The organism is Pseudomonas sp. WS 5051 (assembly GCF_012985715.1).
GTDB lineage: Bacteria > Pseudomonadota > Gammaproteobacteria > Pseudomonadales > Pseudomonadaceae > Aquipseudomonas > Aquipseudomonas bubulae.
Genome location: NZ_JAAQWV010000008.1, coordinates 138,731 through 162,882, shown reverse-complemented (window position 1 = coordinate 162,882; position 24,152 = coordinate 138,731). Strand labels below are relative to the sequence as shown.

The following is a 24,152-nucleotide window of genomic DNA, read 5'->3' as shown; positions in this document are numbered from 1 at the left end:
CCCTTTAATTGTTTTTGTCGCTTGTGGTCGCCGCTGCGAATGCAAGATCGGACATATATGTATAACTGATAATTAGTTGCATTCGACTCTGTTAGTTAGCTTGCTATATAACTTGGTTTTATGTCGGCAAATAAAAAGCCACGCCCTGAGACAGGTGCGTGGCTTTCACTAAACAGTGTGTTTGCAACTAGAGCCCTTAGGCCTTGGTTACAAGATGTTCAGTGGGTACTCGGCAATGATACGTACGTCGTTGTTGTCTGTGCCGTTCACGCTGTTGTTGCCGTTGGTGCGGTAAACCGCGCTACGCAGACGCAAGGACAGGTCTTTGGCCGGGCCTTCCTGCAATACGTATTTGGTCTCGAAGTCGAACTCGTGCTCTTTGCCTTCGCCCGTGCTGGTGGAGATGTTGTCACCTTTCACGTAGCGAGCCATGAAGCTCAGGCCTGGCACGCCGTAGCTGGCCATGTTCAGGTCGTAGCGACCCTGCCAGGAGCGTTCGTCACGCTGGTTGAAGTCGGAATATTGCACGGAGTTGGCGAGGAAAATAGTACCGCCGCCGTCTACGCTGTAGTAGTAAGCGCTGTCACCGGTGGAGCGCTGGTGAGCGATGGTGAACTTGTGGGCGCCCAGGCTATAGGCGGCTGCCAGGCTCCAGATTTTGTTGTCAACGTCGCCGGCGCGTTCCTGACCCTGGCTCGAGGTTCTGTAGCCGTTGAAGTCGAAGTTCAGGGCTTGAGACTCTGCGATTGGCAGGGTGTAGTTCAGGTTGATGTACTGCTTCTTGAAGTAGTCATCAACATCGGATGCGGCAATGCCGCCGACGAAGTTGTCAGTGAACTGGTAGGTTGCGCCGGCAATATTGGCGGCGGTCAGGCCTGGCTCACCTTTGCCGTTGATGCTGTCACGGGCCATGCCAGTCTGGGAGCTCAGTGCGGTGAAGCGACCTGCGGTCAGCTCCAGGCCTTTGATTTCCTTGCTGGTGATCAGGGTGCCGGTAGCAACCTCAGGCAGCAGGCGGCTGTCGTCAGTGGAGAAAACCGGGCTGGCGACGAACTGGTTGCCGTATTTCAGCTCGGTGTCGGACAGGCGGAATTTGACCGCGCCGCCGATTTTCCCTTGGGTATCTTCAGGGGAGCCATCGCTTTTGCTGGCGAACAGGCCGTTGCCCTGGCGACCGGCACCGCCATCCAAGCGTGCAGTACCCATGGCGAAAGCATCAACACCGACACCAATGGTGCCTTGGGTGAAGCCGGACTGGTAGTTAAGCAGCTCGCTCAGGCCCCAATCTTCACGGTAGCCGCTTTTGAACGAACCATCGTCCTGCTTCTTGTTGCCAGCACCGTTACGGAAGTCGCGGTTCATGTACAGCATGCGGGTTTTGGAAGTCAGCGTGCTGTCTTCAACGAAACCTTTTGCGTCGTCCTGGGACGAAGCCATTGCGAACTGAGTAGTGCCGGCTGAAACAGCCAGGGCGATCATGCTCCACTTCATCACGCGCATCGTGATTTGCTCCTTTGGTTTTTAGGAAGAGTACTGCCGTCCCACCTGAATTATTATCTGGGCGGCTCTTTCTTTTTGTGTCGGCGCAAACTTATATCACGCCGGCAATATTGGCGATACTTGCTCTCATAACCTTTCAGCTTCTTTACAGCCATGTCGCAAATGGCACCCCACATGTCGCAAGCGCGCCGCTTAGAGCCTTGTTTGAGCATCTATTCAGTACTGTTTCCAGTGTTGGGCATATGATTGATTTCATGTTGCCTACAATGAAAACTCAAAATTCCTACTGTTTAGCTATTGTTATTTATCGTCAGGTTGCTGTGCTCCTGCTCAGGCCTGGCGACTGTGTCAATGATCTATGCAACAAGCGTGCTCAAATTCCTGCCTGGATGAAAAATAAATAATATTCTGCGTTTTTGAGCTATGAGGCCTGATCTTGCTTGGGTCAAACGGCGATAAAGCTGCCTTCAGGGTGTTGTTTTTTGTTGCAAGGAGTGGTGCCTGTCCCGGATTTACGCCTTAAGCGTTACCGGTTAACACCCGCTGGGGTGGCAGGTGACGTTTTGGCGCGCTTGAAACATGCGCTTTGTGCAGTTTTGGTGCATAAGTGTTCGAGCACTGTTGCTTGGGCGTGCAGCGCCGCATTTGCGGTGCGTGCAGGGCTGGAGGCGTGATGCCAGTCGCAATCAAGGGTATCCTTGATTCCTGTCGTCTGGCCTGCGGTGAGTGTCACCGGGTGCCGGGTTGTGCTGAAATGAACGGTCAAACAGGAGAGCTCCCAGTGTTCGCTTTGGATACACGTCTTCAAGAGGATACCTGGCTGATAGGGGACTTCCCCTTGTGCCGCTTGCTGCTTTCCAATGATTCGAATTACCCCTGGTTTATCCTGGTGCCGCGACGCGAGGGTATAACTGAACTGTTTCAATTGGATGACGCCGACCAACAGCGGATGTGGGCTGAGACCACGGCTTTGGCGCGGGTGCTGAAAGAGTCGTACGGTGCGGATAAAATCAATGTTGCCACCCTGGGTAATGTCGTCAGTCAGTTGCACATGCATGTGATTGTTCGTTACCGGGCTGATGTGGCATGGCCAGGGCCTGTCTGGGGCAAGCATCCTGCAAAACCCTATGCGCCGGCAGAGGTGCGTGCTATCCGGGACAGGCTGGCATCGGCTCTTGATGCAAGTTTTACTATTTCGGAGGGTTGATCGTGACGCTTGAAGCGCGAGTGATGGACCTTGAAAGCCGCGTGGCTTTTCAGGATGACACCATTCAGGCATTGAATGATGTACTGGTGGCCCAGCAGAACACCGTGGATCGTCTGCAGATGCAGATGGCCGCCTTGCTCAAGCGCCAGGAGGAAATGGGCGGGCAGTTCGAGTCGTTTGAAGAAGAGGCTCCGCCACCGCACTATTGATTGTTTTGTGCAGGCATAAAAAAACCGCGATTCAGCCTGGCTGATCGCGGTTTTTTTTCAGGCTTGAATCAGCGGCGCGGCAATGCTGCGATCACGTCTTCGGCCTGCAGGCCCTTGTCGCGGTTCATGACCGAGAACTCGACACGTTGCCCTTCCACCAAAACACGGTGGCCCTCGCCACGAATGGCGCGGAAGTGTACAAAAATATCATCACCGGAATCTCGGGAGATAAAGCCGAAACCCTTTGAGGTGTTGAACCATTTGACAGTCCCTGTATCGCGGTTGGTCATGTCATAGCTTTGCGAGGACGACGAAGGTGACGATTTATAGAAGCTGACAGCAAGATGAAGCAGTACGGCAATAACAGCAGGTGTCAGGCCCAGGAGAACAGCGGGCTGATCACCAATCGGCAGCAGCAGGCCGAACAGGGTCAGGGTCTGCAGGACAACGGACAGTACCAGCAGCGCACTGACCAGATTCTGCAGTTGATGGCGCGGGCCTTTATTCCAGAATGGAATGACTGGGGCCAGTGTCAGGTTCAGCAGGCCAAAAAACGCCAGGTAAAGGGCATCAGGATGTTGTAGGTAAGGTAAAGCTTCAGATTGCAGGCTGGGAATAAAGGACAGCAGCAAAGCCGCTGCACCCGTTATCAGGTGGACGATTTTCAACATTTCAATGACTCACATTAAGATAGATCGCAAGGAAGAGCTGATTGCGCACGGTTCGCTTCAGAAAAAATGGAGGCGCTGGACACGTGAGTTCATCAGCCTATGCGCCCTCGCCGGAGGCGAAAATTGGGCAACACGCTGCCTATTTAACAGCAAAGCTTGGGTCTACTCAAATTAAGCGTATGGGTCTATCTGTGAGTGAGACTGTTCGATGAGGCCTAGGCAAAATCAGCTTATTACGAAAGCCTTGTCTTAGACGCATGTAGGCCTCTGGTCTGGGGGTTGGGGGGTGGTGTGATCTGATGGGGGTGCTGCCTGCTCCGTCCATGACCATATTCGCCGCACGTAGCGAGAGCGCTCCTACAGATTTGCGGGTTTGATCCGCTGGATAAGAATTTTTACATGTCGTTTTATGAGGCAAGTTCTTTGAAAAAAGAGTAATCAAATCCAATGATGCGCAATGGAGTGCTTTTGCGATGGGGCGATTGATGCGGCAAGAAAATGCCGGGTGCAGATTAATGCAGAGGGTCAGGATTGACCCTGCCATTCTGGATTTTGGCATCACGCTGGCCCGGCCATTATCACGTTCAGTACGGTTGAATGGCTTTGCCACCTGTTTGCGGCTTGAGGAAGTGTATTGGGAGGTGTTGTCCGATATGTCACGTATCAACAAGTGTTCAATAAATACGCTGCTGTCCTATATCGACCTGGAGGTTCACTTGCGCCATGGCGGGGTGAAGAACTTCAGTGGGTTCATTCGGGTCGTCTGCGTCATGCATTTGTTGAAAATGGGTCGCGGCCTTCAGGAGGTAAAACAGCAGCAGGTGTTTGCGGGTTGAAGGCCGCAGCCGGCTGGAGGTGCATGCTCGACGGCTTGTAATCGCCCAATATTTATGATGCATTTAGGCGCTTCTGGCTGTTCATGCGGCTGCAATGGCTCGATTTACCAGATATAATCTCGCTCTTTGCTGTGCGGCCCTGCTTAAGGGTTGCCGCTAACGGATTGTCGAGACACGCCAATGCCCATGTACGATTACCAGTGCGCTTCCTGTGGTCATCAGCTGGAAGCCATTCAAAAGATCAGCGCTGCACCGCTGGTTGATTGTCCAGCCTGTCAGGCCCCCGAGCTGAAGAAAATGCTGTCCATGCCGGGTTTCCGCCTTAGCGGTACAGGCTGGTATGAAACAGACTTCAAGACAGGCTCGAAAAAGAATCTGGCAGGCGGCGATAAATCCGACTGAGGTCTAGCGAAAGCAGTCAGAACACAAGCGGGCTCTTGCAAGGTTACCAGCACCGACGGTGCGCAAGACCTCCACCGAATTTCGAATTACGAGAAGTGAAACCACTACCATGATGCGCAGCCATTATTGCGGCCAACTGAACGAAAGCCTGGACGGCCAGGAAATTACCCTTTGCGGATGGGTTCACCGTCGCCGTGACCACGGTGGGGTGATTTTCCTCGATATCCGTGATCGTGATGGTCTGGCCCAGGTGGTTTTCGACCCGGATCGCGCTGAGACCTTCGCCGCTGCCGACCGTGTGCGCAGCGAGTATGTTGTCAAGATCACCGGCAAGGTACGTCTGCGTCCTGCCGGTGCAGGCAATACCAACATGGCGTCGGGCATGATCGAAGTGCTGGGCTATGAGCTGGAAGTGCTGAACGAAGCAGAAACCCCGCCATTCCCGCTTAACGAATTCTCGGATGTCGGCGAAGAAACCCGTTTGCGCTACCGCTTTATCGACTTGCGTCGCCCGGAAATGCTCGAGAAGCTGCGCCTGCGTTCGCGCATGACCACCAGCATTCGTCGTTACCTGGACGAAAACGGCTTCCTGGACGTTGAAACACCGATCCTGACCCGTGCCACCCCTGAAGGCGCACGTGACTACCTGGTGCCTAGCCGTACTCACGCCGGTTCGTTCTTTGCACTGCCGCAATCGCCACAGCTGTTCAAGCAGTTGCTGATGGTGGCCGGTTTTGACCGTTACTACCAGATCGCCAAGTGCTTCCGCGACGAAGACCTGCGTGCTGACCGTCAGCCTGAGTTCACTCAGATCGACATCGAAACCAGCTTCCTCGATGAAAAAGACATCATGGGCCTTACCGAAGGCATGATCCGCAACCTGTTCAAGGAAGTGCTGGATCTGGAATTCGGCGAATTCCCGCACATGACCTTCGAAGAGGCCATGCGCCGCTACGGCTCCGACAAGCCTGACCTGCGTAACCCGCTGGAACTGGTTGACGTTGCCGATCAGCTCAAAGACGTGGATTTCAAAGTGTTCAGCGGCCCGGCCAACGATCCTAAATGCCGTATTGCGGCCCTGCGGGTTCCGGGTGCTGCAAGCATGCCGCGCAAGCAGATCGACGACTACACCAAGTTTGTCGGCATCTACGGTGCCAAAGGCCTGGCGTACATCAAGGTCAACGAGCGCGCCAAAGGCGTGGAAGGTCTGCAGTCGCCGATCGTTAAAAACATCCCTGAGGCCAACCTGAACGTGATCCTGGATCGCGTCGGTGCCGTCGATGGCGATATCGTGTTCTTCGGTGCCGACAAGGCCAAGATCGTCAGCGAGGCCCTGGGCGCGCTGCGTATCAAGGTGGGTAACGACCTGAACCTGCTGACCTGCGAGTGGGCCCCTATGTGGGTGGTCGACTTCCCGATGTTCGAAGAGAACGACGACGGCAGCTTCAGCGCCTTGCACCACCCGTTCACTGCACCGAAGTGCTCGCCTGAAGAGCTGGAAGCCAACCCGGCAACCGCGATCTCCCGTGCCTACGATATGGTCTTGAACGGTACCGAGCTGGGTGGCGGTTCGATCCGTATCCACCGCAAGGAAATGCAGCAAGCGGTATTCCGCCTGCTGGGTATCGAAGAAGCCGAGCAGGAAGAGAAATTCGGCTTCCTGCTGGACGCCCTGAAGTACGGCGCGCCGCCCCATGGTGGCCTGGCCTTCGGTCTGGATCGTCTGGTCATGCTGATGACCGGTGCACAATCGATTCGTGAAGTGATTGCCTTCCCGAAAACCCAGAGTGCTGCCTGTGTCATGACACAAGCACCTGGCGTGGTTGACGCCAAAGCGTTGCGCGAGCTGCATATTCGTTTGCGCGAACAAGCCAAGGCAGAGTAAGTCTGACCTTCAAAGGCGCATCTTCGGGTGCGCCTTTGCATTTGGGGTCGAGAATTTTTATTGTCAGGCCTTGGCCTGGCAAGGTTTTTAAAGGGATTCGGAGTGCGTTATGGCAGGTCATTCTAAGTGGGCGAACATCAAGCACCGCAAAGAGCGTCAGGATGCCAAAAAAGGCAAGATTTTCACCAAGTGGATCCGTGAACTGACCGTTGCTGCCCGTCAAGGTGGCGGCGATCCGAGTTCCAATCCGCGCCTGCGTCTGGCGCTGGACAAGGCCCTTGGGGCGAACATGAGTCGCGATATCATTGATCGCGCCGTGGCCCGTGGTGCCGGTGCGGCTGATACCGATGACATGGTCGAATTGAGCTACGAAGGCTATGGCCCGGGTGGCGTAGCCGTAATGGTCGAGTGCATGACCGACAACCGTAACCGTACTGCCGCGGCTGTACGCCATGCGTTCAGCAAGTGTGGCGGCAACCTGGGTACTGACGGTTCTGTTGCCTATCTGTTCGAGCGCAAGGGCCAGATCTCCTATGCAGCCGGCGTTGATGAGGATGCCTTGATGGAAGCCGCGATGGAGGCCGATGCCGACGACGTGGTGACCAACGAAGATGGCTCCATCGATGTGTTCACGTCGTTCTCCAGCTTCTATGCCGTGCGTAACGCCCTGGAAGCGGCAGGGTTCAAGCCGACGGATGCTGAAATCGTCATGTTGCCGACCACCAGTGCCGAGCTTGATCTGGAGGGCGCAGAAAAGGTTCTCAAGTTGATCGACATGCTTGAAGACCTGGATGACGTCCAAAACGTCTACTCCAATGCTGAAATCCCTGACGCCGTCCTGGAACAGCTTGCCTGAGCGATTGCGTCAATCAAGAGGCCGGAGGTGCTCCGTCGCGACAATCGCGGCGCTGGGCACCTCCGGCTTCTGCCTTTAAGCTGTCCGGGTATGTGCCGGTGGGCATCACTTCATAAGCTGTAGGCGTTATGACTCTTATTCTTGGTATCGATCCGGGTTCGCGAATCACCGGTTATGGCGTCGTGCGAGACACTGGGCGTGGCTGTGTGTACGTGGCTTCGGGATGTATTCGTACGGGGAGCGGCGAACTGCATGAGCGGTTGCAGATCGTCTATCGTGGGGTGCGTGAGGTTATTCAGACGTACGGTCCTGTCACCATGGGCATCGAAAAGGTGTTTATGGCCCGCAATGCCGATTCGGCTCTCAAGCTGGGGCAGGCCAGGGGCGCGGCCATTGTTGCGGGAGCCGAAGAAAACCTGGAGATCGCCGAGTATTCGGCAACCCAGGTCAAGCAGGCGGTGGCGGGTACAGGTGGCGCCAATAAAGAACAGGTGATGATGATGGTCATGCACCTGCTCAAGCTGACCAGCAAGCCGCAAATCGATGCGTCGGATGCCCTTGCGATTGCCTTGTGCCATGCCCACACTCGCTCCAGCTTGCTGCCCCACGGGCTGGGTGCGGCCCGTAGCCGTGGCGGGCGTTTGCGCCTGTGAAACGCAATTTTTAACTGGATTGGGCTACCTGGCAGGGCTTCATCTGTAATGATGCGGCTCTGTCTTTGTATTTGTCAGCCATTGATCTGGCCAGTGAAAGGATCTGAAACGTGATTGGACGCTTGCGCGGCACTCTGGCTGAAAAACAGCCGCCGCACCTGATTCTCGATGTAAACGGCTTGGGTTATGAGCTGGAAGTACCGATGACCACGCTTTATCGATTACCGTCTGTCGGCGAGCCACTGACCCTGCATACCCATCTTGTGGTTCGCGAAGACGCCCAGTTGCTCTATGGTTTCATAGGCAAGCGCGAGCGTGACTTTTTTCGTGAGCTGATCCGGCTCAACGGCGTCGGCCCCAAGCTGGCGCTGGCGTTGATGTCCAGCCTGGAAGTCGACGAGCTTGTGCGCTGTGTGCAGGCTCAGGACACATCGGCCTTGACCAAGGTTCCGGGGGTGGGCAAAAAGACCGCGGAACGACTGCTGGTAGAGTTGAAGGATCGTTTCAAGGCGTGGGAGCAAGTACCCAGCATGTTCGCCCTGGTCCCTAATCAGCCGGATGCTCCGGTGCCGGTCGCCAGCGCTGAAAGTGATGCGGTGAGTGCCTTGATCTCCCTGGGCTATAAGCCTCAGGAAGCGAGCAAGGCGGTTTCTGCGATCAAGGATAAAACGTTGAGCAGTGAAGACATGATTCGCCGAGCCCTCAAGGGGATGATTTAAGTGATTGAAGCTGATCGACTGATTACAGCCTCAAGCGGGCGGGACCGGGAAGAAGTTCAGGATCGGGCGATTCGGCCTCTGAGCCTGGCCGACTATATTGGCCAGCCCACCGTTCGCGAGCAGATGGAGCTGTTTATCCAGGCTGCGCGCGGGCGTGCCGAATCGCTGGATCACACATTGATCTTTGGGCCACCCGGGCTGGGCAAGACGACGCTGGCCAACATCATCGCCCAGGAAATGGGCGTATCGATCAAGAGCACTTCCGGGCCTGTTCTGGAGCGCCCGGGTGATCTGGCTGCGCTGCTGACCAATCTCGAGCCCCATGATGTGCTCTTTATCGATGAAATCCATCGCCTTTCACCCATTGTCGAGGAAGTGCTTTACCCGGCCATGGAGGACTTCCAGCTCGATATCATGATTGGCGAAGGGCCAGCTGCGCGTTCCATCAAACTCGATCTGCCGCCTTTTACCCTGGTGGGGGCGACCACGCGCGCCGGGATGCTGACCAACCCGTTGCGTGATCGTTTCGGGATTGTTCAGCGGCTGGAGTTCTATAGTACTGACGACCTGGCGACGATTGTCAGTCGCTCGGCGGGTATCTTCGGTTTGCCGCTCGACCCTGAAGGTGCGTATGAAATTGCCCGGCGGGCTCGCGGGACACCGCGTATCGCCAACCGTTTGCTGCGTCGTGTGCGGGATTTTGCCGAGGTGCGTGCCAAGGGGCATATCACCAAGCCGGTCGCTGACCTGGCGTTGAACCTGCTGGACGTAGATGAGCATGGTTTTGATCATCAGGACCGGCGATTGCTGCTGACCATGATCGAGAAGTTCGATGGCGGGCCTGTGGGAGTCGATAGCCTTGCCGCAGCAATCAGCGAAGAGCGTCATACGATTGAAGATGTGCTGGAGCCGTATCTGATTCAGCAGGGTTACATCATGCGTACGCCGCGTGGTCGCGTTGTGACCCGGCATGCGTATTTGCACTTTGGTTTAAACATTCCGTCACGATTAGGCGATATGCCTGTGGTAGACGAATTTCTGAATGCTTTGGATGATTAATAAGCCGTTAGCGGTCGATTTTTTTAAGGTTTTTGCTGTCTCAAGGACTGGCGCTGAAAATCTTCGGTCATAAAGGCCAAGAAGCGTAAAAAACAGTGGTTTGGCGGATTGGCAACCTGAGGAGTAAGCACTAGAGTATGCGCGCGCAAAACAGGCTTGAGCCGTTCGCACATCGCTGTCGCGTTTATTACGAGGACACCGATGCGGGTGGCGTCGTGTATTACGTAAATTATCTAAAGTTTATGGAGCGGGCTCGAACCGAAAGGCTGCGGGAATTGGGGTTTGCCCAGTCCGCGCTGGCAGGCGAGAACCTGTTATTTGTCGTGCATTCCAGCGAGGCGCGCTACCACGCACCGGCGCGACTGGACGACGAACTGTTGGTAAGTGCGCAAGTGATGGAACTCAACCGTGCCAGCCTGCGTTTCAAGCAGCAGGTCTGGCGGGCTGCAGATGCAACGCTGCTCTGTGAAGGGCAGTTTTTGGTGGCCTGTGTGCGCGCCGATAGTTTTAAACCCCGAGCCATTCCCGAAGCTCTACGTACGGCCTTTGCCGACGTGAGCGGCGCGGGTAAACATTTAGAGCAGGAGATAAAGCGTGGAAGCTAACGTCGTCGACCATTCCTCCATGTGGAGCTTGGTCAGCAATGCCAGCATTGTTGTGCAGTTGGTAATGTTGACCCTGCTGGCCGCATCGGTTACCTCGTGGGTCATGATTTTTCAGCGCAGCACCATGTTGCGCGCCGGTCGACGTGCCCTTGAAAGCTTTGAAGAGCGTTTTTGGTCGGGTATCGACCTGTCGAAACTGTATCGTCAGGCAGGTAGCAATCCGGATCCGGACTCGGGCGTGGAACAAATCTTTCGTGCCGGTTTCAAAGAGTTCTCGCGTCTGCGTCAGCAGCCGGGCGTTGATCCTGAAGCGGTTATGGAAGGTGTGGCGCGTGCCATGCGCGTGGCCATCTCCCGTGAAGAAGAAAAGCTTGAGCAAAGCTTGCCGTTCCTGGCCACCGTTGGTTCCGTAAGCCCGTATATCGGCCTGTTCGGTACCGTATGGGGCATCATGAACTCCTTCCGTGGCCTGGCCACTGCCCAGCAGGCGACACTGGCGACTGTAGCGCCAGGCATTGCCGAAGCACTGATCGCAACGGCCATCGGCTTGTTCGCGGCCATCCCGGCAGTTATTGCTTACAACCGTTTTGCTGCCCGTAGCGAAACGCTGATCGGCCGCTACTACACCTTCGCCGATGAATTCCAGGCGATCCTGCACCGCAAAGTGCACACCAGCGAAGAATAAGCAGGTAATTTCCAATGGCTTTAATCGCTCGAGCGCGTAAAAAGCGCAAGCCGGTCGCCGAGATGAACGTAGTGCCTTACATCGACGTGATGCTGGTGCTGCTGGTCATTTTCATGGTGACCGCACCGATGCTCAACCAGGGTGTGAAGGTTGATTTGCCCAAGGTCTCCAGCGAGGCTTTGCCGCAAGACAACAATACCCAGGTTCTGACCATTTCGATCAAGGCTGACAAGACCTATTTCTGGAACCTTGGCAGCGAAGTCGACACCGACAAGCAGATGGACAAGGCAATGACCTTGCCCCAGATGACTGACGCCGTGACCAAGATCATCCGCGCAGGCAATGAAGGCGGCAAGCACACCCAGGTGTTTATTCGCGGTGACAAGACCGTGGATTACGGGGCGGTAATGGGGGCTATGGGTGGTCTGCAGAAGGCCGGGGTCGGTAACGTTGGCTTGATAACCGAGGCTCCCTGATGCGCGAACAGCGGGAGCCGTCCGCCTCTGAAAACTATTTTTGGCCTGCAGTCTGGGCGGTAGGGTTGCACGTCCTGATTTTTGGCATGCTGTTTGTCAGCTTTGCCATGACTCCGGAACTGCCGCCTTCCAAACCGATTGTTCAGGCGACCTTGTACCAGCTCAAGTCCAAAAGTCAGGCGACCACCCAGACCAATCAAAAGATTGCGGGTGAGGCGAAGAAATCCGCCGCGCGCCAGACCGAAGTCGAGCAGATGGAACAAAAGAAGGTTGAGCAGGAAGCTGTAAAAGCTGCGGAACAAAAGAAAGAAGAGGCTGCCGAAAAAGCTGCAGAAGCCAAGAAGGCTGACGAAGCCAAAGCGAGCGAGGCCAAAAAGGCAGACGAGGCGAAGAAGGCTGATGAAGCCAAGAAAGCCGATGATGCCAAAAAGGCCACTGAAGCCAAAAAAGCCGAAGAGAAAAAACTGGCTGACATAGCCAAGAAAAAATCCGAGGAAGAGGCCAAGAAGGCTGCGGAAGAAGAGGCCAAGAAAAAGGCCGCGGAAGACGCCAAGAAAAAAGCGGCTGAAGATGCGAAGAAAAAAGCAGCTGAAGACGCCAAGAAAAAGGCCGTAGCAGACGAGGCGAAAAAGAAATCCGCCGAAGATGCGAAGAAAAAGGCCGCTGCCGATGCCGCCAAGAAAAAGGCCGTGGAAGCAGCTCGTAAATCGACCGAAGAGAAAAAGGCGCAAGCCTTGGCTGATTTGCTTTCCGATACGCCGCAACGCCAGCAGGCGCTGGCAGATGAGCAAGGGGATGAGGTCGCCGGCAGTTTCGATGACTTGATTCGTGCTCGTGCAGCAGAAGGGTGGGCCCGTCCGCCATCGGCGCGCAAAAACATGACAGTGGTGCTGCAGATCGGCATGTTGCCAGATGGTACGGTAACCTCTGTGACGGTTGCCAAATCCAGCGGTGACGGACCGTTCGACAGCTCCGCAGTGGCAGCGGTCAAGAATATTGGCCGTTTAACGGAAATGCAGGGTATGAAGCCCAGCGATTTTAATCCTTATCGATCGTTCAAGATGACATTCACACCTGAGGATCTAGCCTTGTGATTAAACTTTTTCGAGGACTGCTGGTCGTCGTCTGCTGCCTGGCAGGGATGGCTGTAGCAGATGAAAAGAACATCCTGGTCACCAGTGGCAGCGATCGGGCAACGCCAATTGCCGTAGTCCCTTTTGGTTGGCAGGGCGGTACAGTGCTGCCGGACGACATGGCTGAAATTATCGGCAATGACCTGCGCAACTCGGGTTACTACGCGCCGATTCCAAAGCAGAACATGATCGGCTTGCCTACCCAGGCCAGCGAAGTCATTTTCCGCGACTGGAAAGCCCTGGGTGCCCAGTACGTAATGGTTGGCAATATCGTGCCGGCAGGCGGTCGCCTGCAGGTGCAATACGCCTTGTTCAACGTTGCAACCGAGCAGCCAGTACTGACTGGCAGTGTGTCGGGCACGGCTGAGCAGTTGCGGGACATGGCGCATTACATCTCCGATCAGTCGTTTGAAAAACTGACCGGTATCAAAGGTGCATTCTCCACCCGTCTTCTTTATGTGACGGCCGAGCGTGCCAGTGCCACCAATACCCGTTACACCCTGCAACGTTCGGACTACGACGGTGCCCGTGCCGTGACCCTGCTGCAATCCCGTGAGCCGATTCTGTCGCCGCGTTTTGCGCCCGATGGCAAACGCATCGCTTATGTGTCGTTCGAGCAGAAACGTCCTCGCATCTTCGTGCAGAACATTGATACCGGCCGCCGTGAGCAGATCACCAATTTCGAAGGTCTGAACGGTGCGCCAGCATGGTCGCCGGACGGCTCGAAACTGGCGTTCGTATTGTCCAAGGACGGTAATGCCGAGATCTATGTGATGGATCTGGCTTCCCGCGGGTTGACTCGTGTCACCAACAACCCTGCAATTGATACAGAACCTTTCTGGGGTAAAGATGGTTCTACCATCTATTTCACCTCCGACCGTGGCGGCAAACCACAGATCTACAAGACCAACGTTGGCAGCGGTAACGCAGAGCGCGTGACCTTTATCGGCAACTACAACGCCAGTCCTAAGCTTTCGGCTGACGAAAAGACCCTGGTAATGATCCATCGTCAGGACGGTTTCACCAATTTCCGTGTTGCGGCGCAAGATTTGCAGCGTGGAAGCGTGAAAATCCTCACAGATACCAACCTTGATGAGTCTGCTACTGTTGCGCCCAACGGCACCATGGTAATCTACGCCACCCGCCAGCAGGGCCGGGGAGTCTTGATGCTCGTGTCCATTAATGGACGCGTAAGGCTCCCTCTTCCTACCGCTCAAGGCGAAGTCAGAGAACCTTCCTGGTCCCCTTACCTGAACTGACGTGGTGATAGCTTTACGTTGCACATAACACTTGGGGTTCATTAGGAGTTTTACGATGGAAATGCTGAAGTTTGGTAAATTTGCTGCGCTGGCACTGGCCATGGCTGTAGCTGTAGGTTGCTCGTCCAAAGGCGGCGACAATGCCGGTGAAGGCGCTGCTGTTGATCCAAACGCTGGTTACGGCGCAAACACTGGCGCTGTTGATGGTTCCCTGAGCGAAGAAGCTGCTCTGCGCGCTATCACTGTTTTCTACTTCGAATACGATTCTTCGGACCTGAAACCAGAAGCAATGCGCGCTCTGGACGTTCACGCCAAAGACCTGAAAGCTAACGGCGCTCGCGTTGTTCTGGAAGGTAACACTGACGCCCGTGGTACTCGTGAGTACAACATGGCACTGGGCGAGCGTCGTGCGAAAGCCGTTCAACGCTACCTGGTACTGCAAGGCGTTTCTCCAGCACAGCTGGAGCTGGTGTCCTACGGTAAAGAGCGTCCAATCGCTACTGGCAACGACGAACAGTCGTGGGCTCAAAACCGTCGCGTCGAACTGCGTAAGTAATTCGTCATGCGAACGTGCCGCCGTGCTGTAACTATTCTGACTCTCAGCCTCCTGCCGCTATCGGCATGGGCTGCGGTTCCTGTGGTCGATGACAACTCTGGCTATAACAATAGCGGGGGGAGTTATCCGTCACCGGGTTATGGTGCGAGCGGCGCCTATGCCGGGGGAGGGGTTTCGACCCCTGTCTCGGCACAGGGCGAGCTGTTCAACCAGCTGCAACAAATGCAGGAACAGATTGCACGCCAACAGGGTGTGATTGAAGTTCTGCAGAACGACATTTCGCGCATGAAACAAGAAAGCCTGGAGCGATACCAGGAACTTGATCGGCGTATTGGTGCTGGCATTGCTCCTGCTGCCGCCCCTGATAATTCTTCTGCTGGTGGCGCTAATGCCGCCGGTAATACAGCAGCGCCTGCTTCCCAGGCCGCTGCCAGTGCCGAGCCTGGCGATCCGGCGAAAGAGAAGCTCTATTACGATGCTGCTTTCGACCTGATCAAAGCCAAGGACTTCGACAAGGCCAGCCAGGCATTTACTGCCTTTCTGCGCAAATACCCCAACAGTCAGTACGCGGGTAACGCCCAGTACTGGTTGGGAGAAGTAAACCTGGCCAAAGGTGATTTGCAAGCGGCAGGCCAGGCCTTTTCCAAGGTCAGCCAGTTGTACCCCAAGCATGCCAAAGTGCCGGACTCGCTCTACAAGCTTGCTGATGTAGAGCGTCGCCTGGGCCATACCGATAAGGTAAAAGGCATTCTGCAGCAGGTTGTGGCCCAGTATCCAGGCACTTCCGCTGCACAGTTGGCGCAACGCGATTTGCAGCGTATGTAAGCAATAACCGGCTTTAATCGAGAAACCCGCGCCTGTCGCGGGTTTTTTCGTTAGAATCCACGCCCTTTTATGAAATACGCTCTTCTGGATCCTGCGCGAGCAGATTTTTTGGAGTGCCTGACGGAGGCGGACAGCCTGTTTAGCTGTTACGCCCGTGGCGAATATGCAAGACACATTGAGAATTACCGAAGTTTTTTACTCGTTGCAGGGTGAAACGCGGACGGCTGGCCTGCCCACCGTTTTTGTGCGCCTGACTGGTTGCCCTTTGCGCTGCGGTTACTGTGACAGCGCTTATGCCTTCAGTGGCGGGACTGTGCGCCCTCTGGACGACATCCTTGAGCAGGTTGCCGGCTTTCGCCCGCGTTATGTGTGCGTGACAGGCGGCGAGCCGCTGGCCCAGCCCAATGCCATTCCTCTACTTAAGCAGCTCTGCGATGCGGGCTATGAAGTCTCGATCGAGACCAGTGGTGCGCTGGATATCTCGGCGGTAGATCCGCGCGTCAGTCGCGTGCTGGATTTGAAAACGCCGGGCTCCAAGGAGTCCCACCGCAACCTCTACGAAAACATCGCCCTGTTGACGCCCAACGACCAGGTCAAGTTTGTGATCTGCTCGCGGGAAGACTATGACTGGGCAGTGTCCAAGTTGATTGAATACGGGCTGGAGCGACGTGCAGGCGAAGTACTGTTTTCGCCGAGCCACCATGACCTGTCAGCCCGTGACCTGGCCGACTGGATCGTGGCGGATAACCTGCCAGTACGTTTGCAAATGCAGCTGCACAAATATCTGTGGAATGACGAGCCGGGGCGCTGAAATGACTGAACAAACTGTTGTCACTGAAAAACGGGCCGTGATCCTGCTGTCTGGTGGCCTCGACTCGGCAACCGTCGTGGCCATGGCTCGTGCCGAGGGCTACAGCTGCTACACCATGAGCTTTGACTACGGTCAGCGCCATCGTGCTGAACTGGACGCTGCTGCACGTGTTGCACGGGATCTGGGGGCTGTTGAGCATAAAGTTATCGGCCTGAACCTGGACGGCATGGGTGGCTCGGCATTGACCGACAGCTCCATAGACGTGCCTGAGGCCCCGAGTGAAGGCATTCCGGTTACTTATGTTCCGGCACGCAATACCGTGTTCCTGTCCTTGGCGCTGGGTTGGGCAGAAGTGCTGCAGGCGCGAGATATTTTTATCGGTGTCAATGCGGTGGACTACTCGGGTTACCCGGACTGCCGTCCAGAGTTTATCGAGGCCTTTGAAGTCATGGCCAACCTGGCGACCAAGGCCGGAGTAGAGGGGCAGGGATTCAGTATCAAGGCGCCTCTGCAAAACCTGAGCAAGGCACAAATCGTACAGGCTGGTATAAAGCTGGGCGTGGACTATTCGCTGACTGTTTCCTGCTACCAGGCTGACAATCAAGGGCGTGCCTGTGGCAAATGCGACAGTTGCCGTTTGCGTGCAGAAGGCTTTGCAGCTGCCGGAATTAGCGACCCAACCCGTTATTTTTGAATTATTTCCGATTTATTTCTGAGCGGGTATTGAATTCTCGTTAGAAATCAGTATTATACGCCCCACAACGAAGCGGGTCGTTAGCTCAGTTGGTAGAGCAGTTGGCTTTTAACCAATTGGTCGTAGGTTCGAATCCCACACGACCCACCATATCGCTACACCAAAACAGCCGGTCTAGTCCTCAGGATTAACCGGCTTTTTTGTGCCTGGGATTTGGCGGGGCGAGGGCTGGAAGGTGGTTTGAGCTTTCACCAACGTACAGACATGCAGCCGTCTGAATCGAACACTAATTTCGACTTCAGGTGATGTCAATATGGAGCGGTCGAGTTCTTGGCTGTTTTTAGCGATTTAAGCAATGTCTGTCGGAAGGTGGATTTTTCTGTTGCAGGAACATTCTTTTTGCTCTGAAAAGCGTTTCCGATGATCGCTACCTTGAGCTTACAAGCCTGCTCATATCTCTCCGGGATTAGTTGCCATCAGTCCGATTGGTACGATCCTGGTTCCGCATTTCCTAGCCCCAATTGTGGATCTTCATGCCACCGACCTGACTGATCATCAAGGTGAGCAGCAGAGAGGGCTCCGTACCTTCATCCATGGCGGCTGGTGGAAGCCCCAGTTCTTGCCACCATGTGCCAGGTCCATCCCATGTCAGCTCATGACTGAGCCCCGTACCCACTGGAAGAATTGTCTGTTCAAGTGTGTATCGCTCGGAAGCCAGGCTGGTGACCTGAGTCAGCAGCTTTGATGTCGATGAGGGTTCGGCTGGTAATAGCGGCGGCGGAGACGCTGCTTGGATTTTTTCTACTTTCTTGACCTGCGTGAAAGCAGTTAGCGTGGCTTCACATGGGGGTGGGCAGTCCTGAGCGGGTTCTAGCTCGGCAACCGCTGCAGGCAATTCCACCAAAGTGGCCATAGGCCTCTGTTCGTCCACACGTCGCTCGAGAGCGACCGCCCCCTGAATCAGGCTGCGTTCGTGCAGCACGGTTCTCATATGATCGTAATCGGTCTCAATGTAGGACAGGGTCGTAGCAATATTCGAATGATTGAGCAGGCTTTTGGTCAGGTGGATATTTCGTTCCGGTTGGCGCATCAGGTCTGTAGCCAGCGTATGCCTGAACCGGTGAGGGGTCATTCGAACGCCCATTTTTTCAATAAGCTTGCGATACATTCCTTCGACCTGGTCAATATTCATGACCTTTGATCGGTAGTGGCTGGAAAACCTGTTGACGTTGAAAATCTGGTCATTCGGTCCGAAACCAATTTCATCGGCGGCATCTAGCAGCCTGCGAATATGGGGCTCCAGGCCAACTGGAATGGGTATGAAAAATTCACGGTGGGTTTTTTCTGTATCAGCCTGTACTTGAATCAGGCGATTGCCCCAATCGATGTCCCGGTACCGCAAATTCAGTAGCGCATTGATACGAATCCCCGAGTAATAAAACATCTCGTACACGGTGAGCCAGAACCAGGCGGGCGTTATTTTGCTGCGTTCATTTGTGCTGTGCTCTTCGATCACCAGTGACTTTAGCCATTCGCGCGCAGTCCGTATCGCGTTACGGTCAATCGTTTTACTGGCTCTTCTCGGTGGGTTGACCGTGGTTTTCTTGAACGGATTGATTGCGCAATGAGTCAAGGTGCCTTGTTCAATGGCATATCCCCATATGCTGCGCAGGTGGTTTGAATAGGTGTTCCAGCTTTGTTTGGTAAGTCCTTCTGCCAATACTTTTCTGCGCCATCCCAATATTGAGCGGTGGTCAATATCTTTGACGGATACGCTGTGACCAAAATGCCTGAGCAGCGCGCGGGTTGAGGCCAGGTAGATCTTCCCGCTGGCTTCTCGAAGGTCATGGGTAAAAATGTAGTCCTGAGTCAATTCCAGCGGGGTGTTCATTTGGAGCCCTCGGCTGATTCGACGACAAGACTCAGGCTCACATTGTCGAATGGGACTTCATTGAACACAGTCAGTGGGTCTTGCAGCAGGTAGCCGCGTAGCTTTATGGTGCTGCGTGGCCCAGCCACATTACATGTCCAGATGTTGAGGCTTTTTGCTGTTTTGCGATGCAGTTTCAGTTTCTCAAAGCTGCGCTGCACCAGTTGCCATGCATTCAACTCCTGGGCTTTCGCCTGGGCTTCAAGGGCAGGAAACTCCAGTACAAACCTTTTGAAAATTCCGGGTGTCACCAGCATTGCAGTCCCCGCTACGGTATGCACCAGTGCTTTGGTGTCATTGATGATGATTCGCCGGGAAGCGATCCCCTCCTTGAGCCAATCAACAAACCCCTGGCCCAGTTCGATTTTCTGACGGGGAGGTGCGGTTAGGGTTTCTGTCACGTCCTCATTTCCTGCATCGGCCAGCGGCGTCTCTGGCTGACTGGGGCTTGTATCTGGGCGAGATTCCAGCGGGGCTTTGATGTTGTCTAGAAGCGCCATCAATGCTTCAACCTCGGCGGGGTCGCTGCTGGATGGGGGGAGGTGCTCGAACAAAGCATTTGTAGTTGCTGCAAATGGGGTTGCTGAATCCACCTGCGGTGGTTGTTGCAAAGTAGAGGGGAGGCTCTGGGCATCGGGGGTGCCTGATTCGTCGACCTGTACCGTTCCCGAGTAAGCAGCGGGACGATCGTTCGCGTCGGTCCAGATTAGGGCAGGAGAGAGCCTGAGCAACGTAAAGGTATTTCGCCAACCGCGGCCGTTATCGATCGTAGCCTTCCAGATCGCCTTGTTCTGGGCATTGGTTTGAATAACACCCTGATCTTGCAGCATGTTGAAGAAGGTCGCATTGGAGCTGGGTATGCCTTCTACGCCTTGAGTCAGCAAGTAGGCTCGAAGCTGATCTGCAATAGGTTTGCTGACGAGCCAGAGTGCATCGTGTGTCAGCCACCCATCTGCCGGCCCATCTGCTTGATTCAGTCTGAGAGTGTCGCGAACCAGGTAGCGCAAACCATCAGCCAGTTGTCGCTGCAAAGACTGCTTGGGCTCAGACAATGCACGTAACGGATTGCCGCCCAACGCTTGGGCGACAGATGCCTGGTCGGCCTTGACGACAATTTCACCGAGAGTTCCAGCGTGCTCGTAGTGGCCAGCCAGAATAAAGATCAACTGCGTCCACAGCTCAGAAAAGCCACTAAGCCAATCCAGAATCTCCGGGGTCAGTACCTGCGTATAAATCAGCGCTGCAGCTGCACCATGAAGCTGGTAGTTACGCCCGTCCACATAGCGGAAGCGATAGGCGCGATTGATGGGGCCGTGCCAAGGGTGCCAGATTTGCCCATCTTCCAGCTCGACGTAAACATCGACAGCAATCTTGCCGAGATCATGTATCAGTGCGGCATAAGCTGCCGCTGCGGTCCAAGCCTCGGCTTGAGCCGATTGCGATTCTGGAGGCGCGCCGATGGGAAGCAGGTAGGTCTGGCGGATTTTCAAGGCATAAGCGACGATTTCCAGACCATGATCCAGCATCCCGCCAAGATGTGCATGGTGGTGGTTCTGTGAGGCTGGGAGTAGCTGAACCAATTCGGCGTAGCGAGCTATTGGGTCCCGGTACAAGCGCGTAAATTGTGCGCGGGATAACGATGCCCGTTGCCAGATGTGCTCCAGCATTTTTTGCCGTCGTGGTGTGGCCAGAAGCATTTGGCCGCAAGCAGGTTGTAAAAAACCGTTTGGGGGCGGTGCTTGGTTAGGAAGTGTTTTGTTACGGCGAAATAAACTAAACATGGCCAGCTCCACATAAGAATCATGGGGCGGGCTTTTCCTCTATCAGATGGGTCCATTCAACGGGAAAATAACACCCGCTGCTCATCCTATTTAAAAAGGCAATATGCCATCACGTCCATGAAGTCGGAGTGATTTTGGGGCCTATAAAAAAGCTTGGAAATCGGATGGGTCTCTTAGCCATGTAGGTGCCGTCGTTTATTCGTTGTCTGTCAGTTGTGTGCGTGACGGCTGAATGGTCGGTAGTTGGTGACAGTGATGGCCTAAGCTATTGCAGGGACAGGCCTTTTGCGCAGCAAGCCCTTTCGGGTAAGGCTTTTACCCTTGTGCTCCCTTCCATTGGCTTCTATCGAGCCATTTCCCTTTTAGCCATTTGTTGGTTCAGTCTTCGGGCAGGTGCAGTCTGACTTCCATGGCATCGTGTAGAAGTCGAACGATCTCGATAACTTGGTCTTGCGCAAGGCGATAGAAAATGATGTGCCGGGGTCGTTGGACTAAACCCTTGGATGTAGCTGCGCGCTTTCGTGAGTGGTACAGGTGAAAACTCTTGAGGCCCGGTGCGATTTCGTCTCGAAAGCTGCTGCCGATCCGGTTGGGTACGGCTGCAATATCTTCCAGAGCAGTGATGATCAGTTCTTGGTAACGCAGCCGGGCAGTGGTGCCGAACTGTGTTTGGGAGTGCCGCAGGATATCCACGATATCTGATTGAGCGGGAGCGGAAATTCGGTACTGCGCCATGCTCAATGACTCTCAGAGGTCGGGAGTGAAGCTTGCTCGCCCAGGTCTGAAATAAACTGACCCAGGTCTTCACCTCGGACTTCTGTAAAACGGCCATCTTCCAGGCTCATCATGCCTAGCGAAGTGGCCTTGCGGAGTGCCTCGAGTTTGGCGGATTCTTCAGCTTCACGCTTTTCAAGGAGGCGCAGACCTTCGCGCAGGACTTCGCTGGCATTCTGATATCGGCCGGACACAACCAGGTCATTTACGACTTGTTCCAGGTGGTCAGTAAGCACTACATTTCGAGTGGCCATGAGATGCTCCAGGTGTCAGAGGGTGTTATTGGCATATTATGCCAATCGGTTTACAAAAGCATTATTCTTGGCGTATAGGTGATTTCAGAAAGGGTTTCAAAGGATATTTAGCATGGTCATTAATACAGCGCATGGGCTTGCACGTCGATTGGGCTTTGGCCTTGGTCGGGTTGTGCGTTTCTTCATTGTTGACGAGAGCCCAGCTCTGCGATGGGCCAAAAGAGTCGTTTTTACCGGGCTGATTGCGGCATTCCTTACATATTTTGGTAGCGGAATTTTGAGTGTGGTGGTGATCCTGCTTGTTTCAGTATTGGTAGCATCGATGCTGGCCAAATCTAGCGGATCAGATAAGAGCGATGGTCATAATGATGCTGTCGCTTCATCCTCTTCAGACGATACAAGCCTTTGGGATACCAATGTATCAGGCAGCTTATGGCGCGGTGAAGATGAGCGCAGAAAGAGATAATCGAATACTCTTGTATTGGTTTTTCTAGCTATTTCACCATGCTGCTCCCCATTGTTTTGACCCCTCCTTCTGCAACTTGACCTCCTTTCTCTCCGGCTCCTCGAACAGCCTGCGTTCCACTTGAGAGTCCTTCAAGAACTTTGCCTGCGCTGATGCCTGCCCAGCCCAATGCCCCCATCCAGAACATGGGAAGAATGATAAACATTGCCCCCATTACGAAATTCAGAATGGCGTCTTGAGTGGCGGTATTCAGCCCCATGACCGGATCAAAGCTCAGATGTGGCGACCCAGAGCCATAAAACGCATCCAAAATGCTGCTATCGATCCATCGTGCGAGCTGAAACCAGAAGTCGATAAAGATCAGCGCAAAGAAAACCACGGACATCGTCATGGCCACTTTGAGTTGATAGGCGCCGACAACCAGCACCAGTGGAATGCAAATCACCATGGCCATCTTCAAAAATGCCATAACCATGGGTAACGCCTGGCGAACCATATCCATTGCAGGGAAGTAGCCCAAAGAGCCAATCGCGACCCCGAATGTGCCGGTTGCCCGGGCCAGTCCATTCCAAACCGTTCCGCCAATCTGCCCGCCGTAGTCTGTGTACACATCGCCTTGCACTTGATTTGAAGGGGAGACTAATTGTCGAACGAGGGATTCGTTGACCTGCTCTGCGGACAGCCACTTGGCCCATCCCAAGAATCGAGTCAGTACATCGGGGTCGATCTGCTTCTGCAGACGCTCACTCAGTCCTGTACCGCCGTCGCTCCACCATTGTTTGCATGTCGGATACCCGCCACCACCAGTGACCATGGGTAAGCCAACGTCGCGTGCCGGGTTATAGGGCCACAAGGCTCTGGGGGTTCTGGAATAGTCGGTGTCGTAATAGCCTGCTGTATTGAGCAGGTAGCGCGATCCAATCCAGCTCAGGTCAGAGAGGGCATCTGTTTTGTTGTTTCCAGCCACCACGTCAGGACTGCGCATAAACAACCGTGCGCGCGAAGGTCCGTAGCAGTCGTGAGTAAAGTCAGCCACTTCCTGGGCCAGCAACGGGTTGTTAATTCGCGTTTGATCGATCGCCATCCGCATCTGCCGCAGGTCGGTTCCACAGGGGATTGCAGCCACCGAGCCACTAGTCACGGCCTTGGACAGTGCATGCATAAAGGCCCACCACACCGGCATTTGAGCGCTTTTGCCCGCCAGTGAACTGAATGAGGTGTTCCAGCCAGTATCTCCCGGAGCAGGCAGGTTGTATTGGCACTGCTGAGCCCTGCTTTGGTCAAATGCCAGGGTGTCGAAGCTCACATTGACTGCCGGGACTCCACATAGCGCTACGACCACATAACCGATATAGATGCTGGTCTCGATCCGTGCCAGCGAGAGCACGCCCTTGTTGCCCTCGTCAGCACCTTCTCCGCGTACCTTCCCCCATTCGCGAACAACGATGATGCAGAAGGGCAGGGCAAACAACCCGCTATCCTGGATCATCGCCCAAATGCCGTTGTTGATTAGCCAGCCGACCAGGGTCAGGTAGTACTCGAGGTAATCATTGGTGTAGAGGGTCACTGCGTACCCCCGTTCTGAAACAGTACTTTGCTCAGTTCGATAAGCAGTACCAAAAAGACGAACAATATTTCGATTTTCAACAAGCGGCCGCGACTGTTCAGGCGCTGTAGTTTGCACAGACGAGCCTTGAGCTTTAGCCAGCCAACAGACAGTGCGGCGTAGAGCAGCAAACGCCAAGCGAGGAGCGGCCAGTAATAATCTGGCCGCCATTGTTGCCACTGCTGGACGCTGTCGAACAGGCGCAGCAAGGCGGCACTCATCGACACTGCGAGGACGAAGACAGCGAGAAAAACGCCAAGCCCGATGAGGATGCTGTGCCCGATTCGCCGGTTCATGGTC

At 54.7% G+C, this 24,152-nt stretch carries 27 protein-coding genes and 1 tRNA gene; 20 read left to right on the top strand and 8 right to left on the bottom strand.

The window, feature by feature from the left end; all coding sequences use genetic code 11:
- Window positions 1–207: 207 nt before the first annotated feature.
- Complete coding sequence (locus HBN79_RS15280) at window positions 208–1,500, bottom strand: OprD family porin (protein ID WP_153399451.1); 1,293 nt, start codon at window positions 1,498–1,500, stop codon at window positions 208–210.
- 781 nt (window positions 1,501–2,281) lie between these two features.
- Between HBN79_RS15280 and HBN79_RS15275 the strand changes: the two genes are divergently transcribed.
- Together HBN79_RS15275 and HBN79_RS15270 are read left to right on the top strand one after the other, a co-directional pair.
- The gene (locus HBN79_RS15275; protein ID WP_169916863.1) at window positions 2,282–2,707 is read left to right on the top strand and encodes an HIT domain-containing protein; all 426 of its coding nucleotides are present in this window, start codon (window positions 2,282–2,284) and stop codon (window positions 2,705–2,707) included.
- A gap of 2 nt (window positions 2,708–2,709) precedes the next feature.
- Window positions 2,710–2,916 (top strand): SlyX family protein, encoded by a 207-nt coding sequence (locus HBN79_RS15270; protein WP_095019267.1) that lies wholly within the window; start codon window positions 2,710–2,712, stop codon window positions 2,914–2,916.
- A 68-nt stretch (window positions 2,917–2,984) separates the two neighbouring features.
- Here HBN79_RS15270 and HBN79_RS24070 read toward each other — a convergent pair whose 3' ends face one another.
- Window positions 2,985–3,587 (bottom strand): cold-shock protein, encoded by a 603-nt coding sequence (locus HBN79_RS24070; RefSeq protein WP_095001779.1) that lies wholly within the window; start codon window positions 3,585–3,587, stop codon window positions 2,985–2,987.
- A 473-nt stretch (window positions 3,588–4,060) separates the two neighbouring features.
- On the opposite strand from HBN79_RS24070, the gene HBN79_RS15260 reads away from it, so the two are divergent.
- The 17 genes from HBN79_RS15260 to HBN79_RS15180 all read left to right on the top strand — a co-directional run bounded on the left by HBN79_RS15260 (window position 4,061) and on the right by HBN79_RS15180 (window position 17,191).
- Window positions 4,061–4,423, top strand: coding sequence for a ribbon-helix-helix domain-containing protein (locus tag HBN79_RS15260; RefSeq protein WP_153399449.1), 363 nt, complete (start codon window positions 4,061–4,063; stop codon window positions 4,421–4,423).
- Window positions 4,424–4,603: 180 nt separating this feature from the next.
- Window positions 4,604–4,825 carry a zinc ribbon domain-containing protein gene (locus tag HBN79_RS15255; protein WP_029611571.1) on the top strand — a complete coding sequence of 74 codons (222 nt, stop codon included), beginning with the start codon at window positions 4,604–4,606 and terminating at the stop codon, window positions 4,823–4,825.
- Window positions 4,826–4,934: 109 nt separating this feature from the next.
- Complete coding sequence (gene aspS, locus HBN79_RS15250; RefSeq protein ID WP_016782225.1) at window positions 4,935–6,710, top strand: aspartate--tRNA ligase; 1,776 nt, start codon at window positions 4,935–4,937, stop codon at window positions 6,708–6,710.
- 109 nt (window positions 6,711–6,819) lie between these two features.
- Window positions 6,820–7,566, top strand: a complete 747-nt coding sequence (locus HBN79_RS15245; protein ID WP_016782226.1) for a YebC/PmpR family DNA-binding transcriptional regulator — start codon at window positions 6,820–6,822, stop codon at window positions 7,564–7,566.
- 128 nt (window positions 7,567–7,694) lie between these two features.
- Window positions 7,695–8,219, top strand: a complete 525-nt coding sequence (ruvC, locus tag HBN79_RS15240) for a crossover junction endodeoxyribonuclease RuvC (protein WP_029611572.1) — start codon at window positions 7,695–7,697, stop codon at window positions 8,217–8,219.
- Between the two features lie 110 nt (window positions 8,220–8,329).
- Entirely contained in the window at window positions 8,330–8,938 is a 609-nt protein-coding gene (gene ruvA / locus HBN79_RS15235) for a Holliday junction branch migration protein RuvA (RefSeq protein WP_095001777.1), read from the top strand.
- Entirely contained in the window at window positions 8,939–9,997 is a 1,059-nt protein-coding gene (gene ruvB, locus HBN79_RS15230) for a Holliday junction branch migration DNA helicase RuvB (RefSeq protein ID WP_095001776.1), read from the top strand.
- Between the two features lie 137 nt (window positions 9,998–10,134).
- Window positions 10,135–10,602, top strand: a complete 468-nt coding sequence (gene ybgC / locus HBN79_RS15225; protein WP_016782230.1) for a tol-pal system-associated acyl-CoA thioesterase — start codon at window positions 10,135–10,137, stop codon at window positions 10,600–10,602.
- Window positions 10,592–11,287 (top strand): protein TolQ, encoded by a 696-nt coding sequence (tolQ, locus tag HBN79_RS15220; RefSeq protein ID WP_048363571.1) that lies wholly within the window; start codon window positions 10,592–10,594, stop codon window positions 11,285–11,287. The genes ybgC and tolQ overlap by 11 nt, the downstream gene beginning before the upstream one ends.
- 23 nt (window positions 11,288–11,310) lie before the next feature.
- Window positions 11,311–11,763: a protein TolR gene (gene tolR / locus HBN79_RS15215; RefSeq protein WP_162200692.1), complete on the top strand. Its 453-nt coding sequence runs from the start codon at window positions 11,311–11,313 to the stop codon at window positions 11,761–11,763.
- On the top strand, window positions 11,763–12,857 hold the full coding sequence (gene tolA / locus HBN79_RS15210) for a cell envelope integrity protein TolA (protein ID WP_133144214.1): 1,095 nt from the start codon (window positions 11,763–11,765) through the stop codon (window positions 12,855–12,857). Before tolR ends, tolA begins: the two co-directional genes overlap by 1 nt.
- Window positions 12,858–12,904: 47 nt before the next feature.
- Window positions 12,905–14,155, top strand: coding sequence for a Tol-Pal system beta propeller repeat protein TolB (gene tolB / locus HBN79_RS15205; protein ID WP_016782234.1), 1,251 nt, complete (start codon window positions 12,905–12,907; stop codon window positions 14,153–14,155).
- Window positions 14,156–14,210: 55 nt separating this feature from the next.
- Window positions 14,211–14,711 (top strand): peptidoglycan-associated lipoprotein Pal, encoded by a 501-nt coding sequence (gene pal, locus HBN79_RS15200; RefSeq protein ID WP_003441254.1) that lies wholly within the window; start codon window positions 14,211–14,213, stop codon window positions 14,709–14,711.
- A gap of 6 nt (window positions 14,712–14,717) precedes the next feature.
- The gene (ybgF, locus tag HBN79_RS15195; protein WP_153399447.1) at window positions 14,718–15,536 is read left to right on the top strand and encodes a tol-pal system protein YbgF; all 819 of its coding nucleotides are present in this window, start codon (window positions 14,718–14,720) and stop codon (window positions 15,534–15,536) included.
- 163 nt (window positions 15,537–15,699) lie between these two features.
- A complete protein-coding gene (queE, locus tag HBN79_RS15190; protein ID WP_095001773.1) occupies window positions 15,700–16,347 on the top strand; it encodes a 7-carboxy-7-deazaguanine synthase QueE in 648 nt (215 codons plus the stop codon).
- Between the two features lies 1 nt (window position 16,348).
- On the top strand, window positions 16,349–17,041 hold the full coding sequence (gene queC, locus HBN79_RS15185) for a 7-cyano-7-deazaguanine synthase QueC (protein ID WP_095001772.1): 693 nt from the start codon (window positions 16,349–16,351) through the stop codon (window positions 17,039–17,041).
- A gap of 74 nt (window positions 17,042–17,115) precedes the next feature.
- Window positions 17,116–17,191, top strand: a tRNA-Lys gene (locus tag HBN79_RS15180).
- A gap of 361 nt (window positions 17,192–17,552) precedes the next feature.
- Here HBN79_RS15180 and HBN79_RS15175 read toward each other — a convergent pair.
- The 4 genes from HBN79_RS15175 to HBN79_RS15160 all read right to left on the bottom strand — a co-directional run bounded on the left by HBN79_RS15175 (window position 17,553) and on the right by HBN79_RS15160 (window position 21,780).
- Window positions 17,553–18,932 carry a site-specific integrase gene (locus HBN79_RS15175; RefSeq protein WP_153399445.1) on the bottom strand — a complete coding sequence of 460 codons (1,380 nt, stop codon included), beginning with the start codon at window positions 18,930–18,932 and terminating at the stop codon, window positions 17,553–17,555.
- A complete protein-coding gene (mobH, locus tag HBN79_RS15170) occupies window positions 18,929–20,752 on the bottom strand; it encodes a MobH family relaxase (RefSeq protein WP_169916856.1) in 1,824 nt (607 codons plus the stop codon). The genes HBN79_RS15175 and mobH overlap by 4 nt, the downstream gene beginning before the upstream one ends.
- A gap of 378 nt (window positions 20,753–21,130) precedes the next feature.
- Entirely contained in the window at window positions 21,131–21,487 is a 357-nt protein-coding gene (locus HBN79_RS15165; protein ID WP_153399439.1) for a type II toxin-antitoxin system RelE/ParE family toxin, read from the bottom strand.
- Between the two features lie 2 nt (window positions 21,488–21,489).
- Window positions 21,490–21,780 (bottom strand): type II toxin-antitoxin system ParD family antitoxin, encoded by a 291-nt coding sequence (locus HBN79_RS15160; RefSeq protein WP_153399436.1) that lies wholly within the window; start codon window positions 21,778–21,780, stop codon window positions 21,490–21,492.
- A gap of 112 nt (window positions 21,781–21,892) precedes the next feature.
- On the opposite strand from HBN79_RS15160, the gene HBN79_RS15155 reads away from it, so the two are divergent.
- Window positions 21,893–22,246, top strand: coding sequence for a hypothetical protein (locus tag HBN79_RS15155; protein ID WP_153399433.1), 354 nt, complete (start codon window positions 21,893–21,895; stop codon window positions 22,244–22,246).
- Between the two features lie 28 nt (window positions 22,247–22,274).
- On the opposite strand, the gene HBN79_RS15150 is transcribed toward HBN79_RS15155, so the two are convergent.
- Together HBN79_RS15150 and HBN79_RS15145 are read right to left on the bottom strand one after the other, a co-directional pair.
- Window positions 22,275–23,813: a conjugal transfer protein TraG N-terminal domain-containing protein gene (locus HBN79_RS15150; protein ID WP_169916855.1), complete on the bottom strand. Its 1,539-nt coding sequence runs from the start codon at window positions 23,811–23,813 to the stop codon at window positions 22,275–22,277.
- The gene (locus HBN79_RS15145) at window positions 23,810–24,148 is read right to left on the bottom strand and encodes a hypothetical protein (RefSeq protein ID WP_153399431.1); all 339 of its coding nucleotides are present in this window, start codon (window positions 24,146–24,148) and stop codon (window positions 23,810–23,812) included. The genes HBN79_RS15150 and HBN79_RS15145 overlap by 4 nt, the downstream gene beginning before the upstream one ends.
- Between the last annotated feature and the right edge of the window lie 4 nt (window positions 24,149–24,152).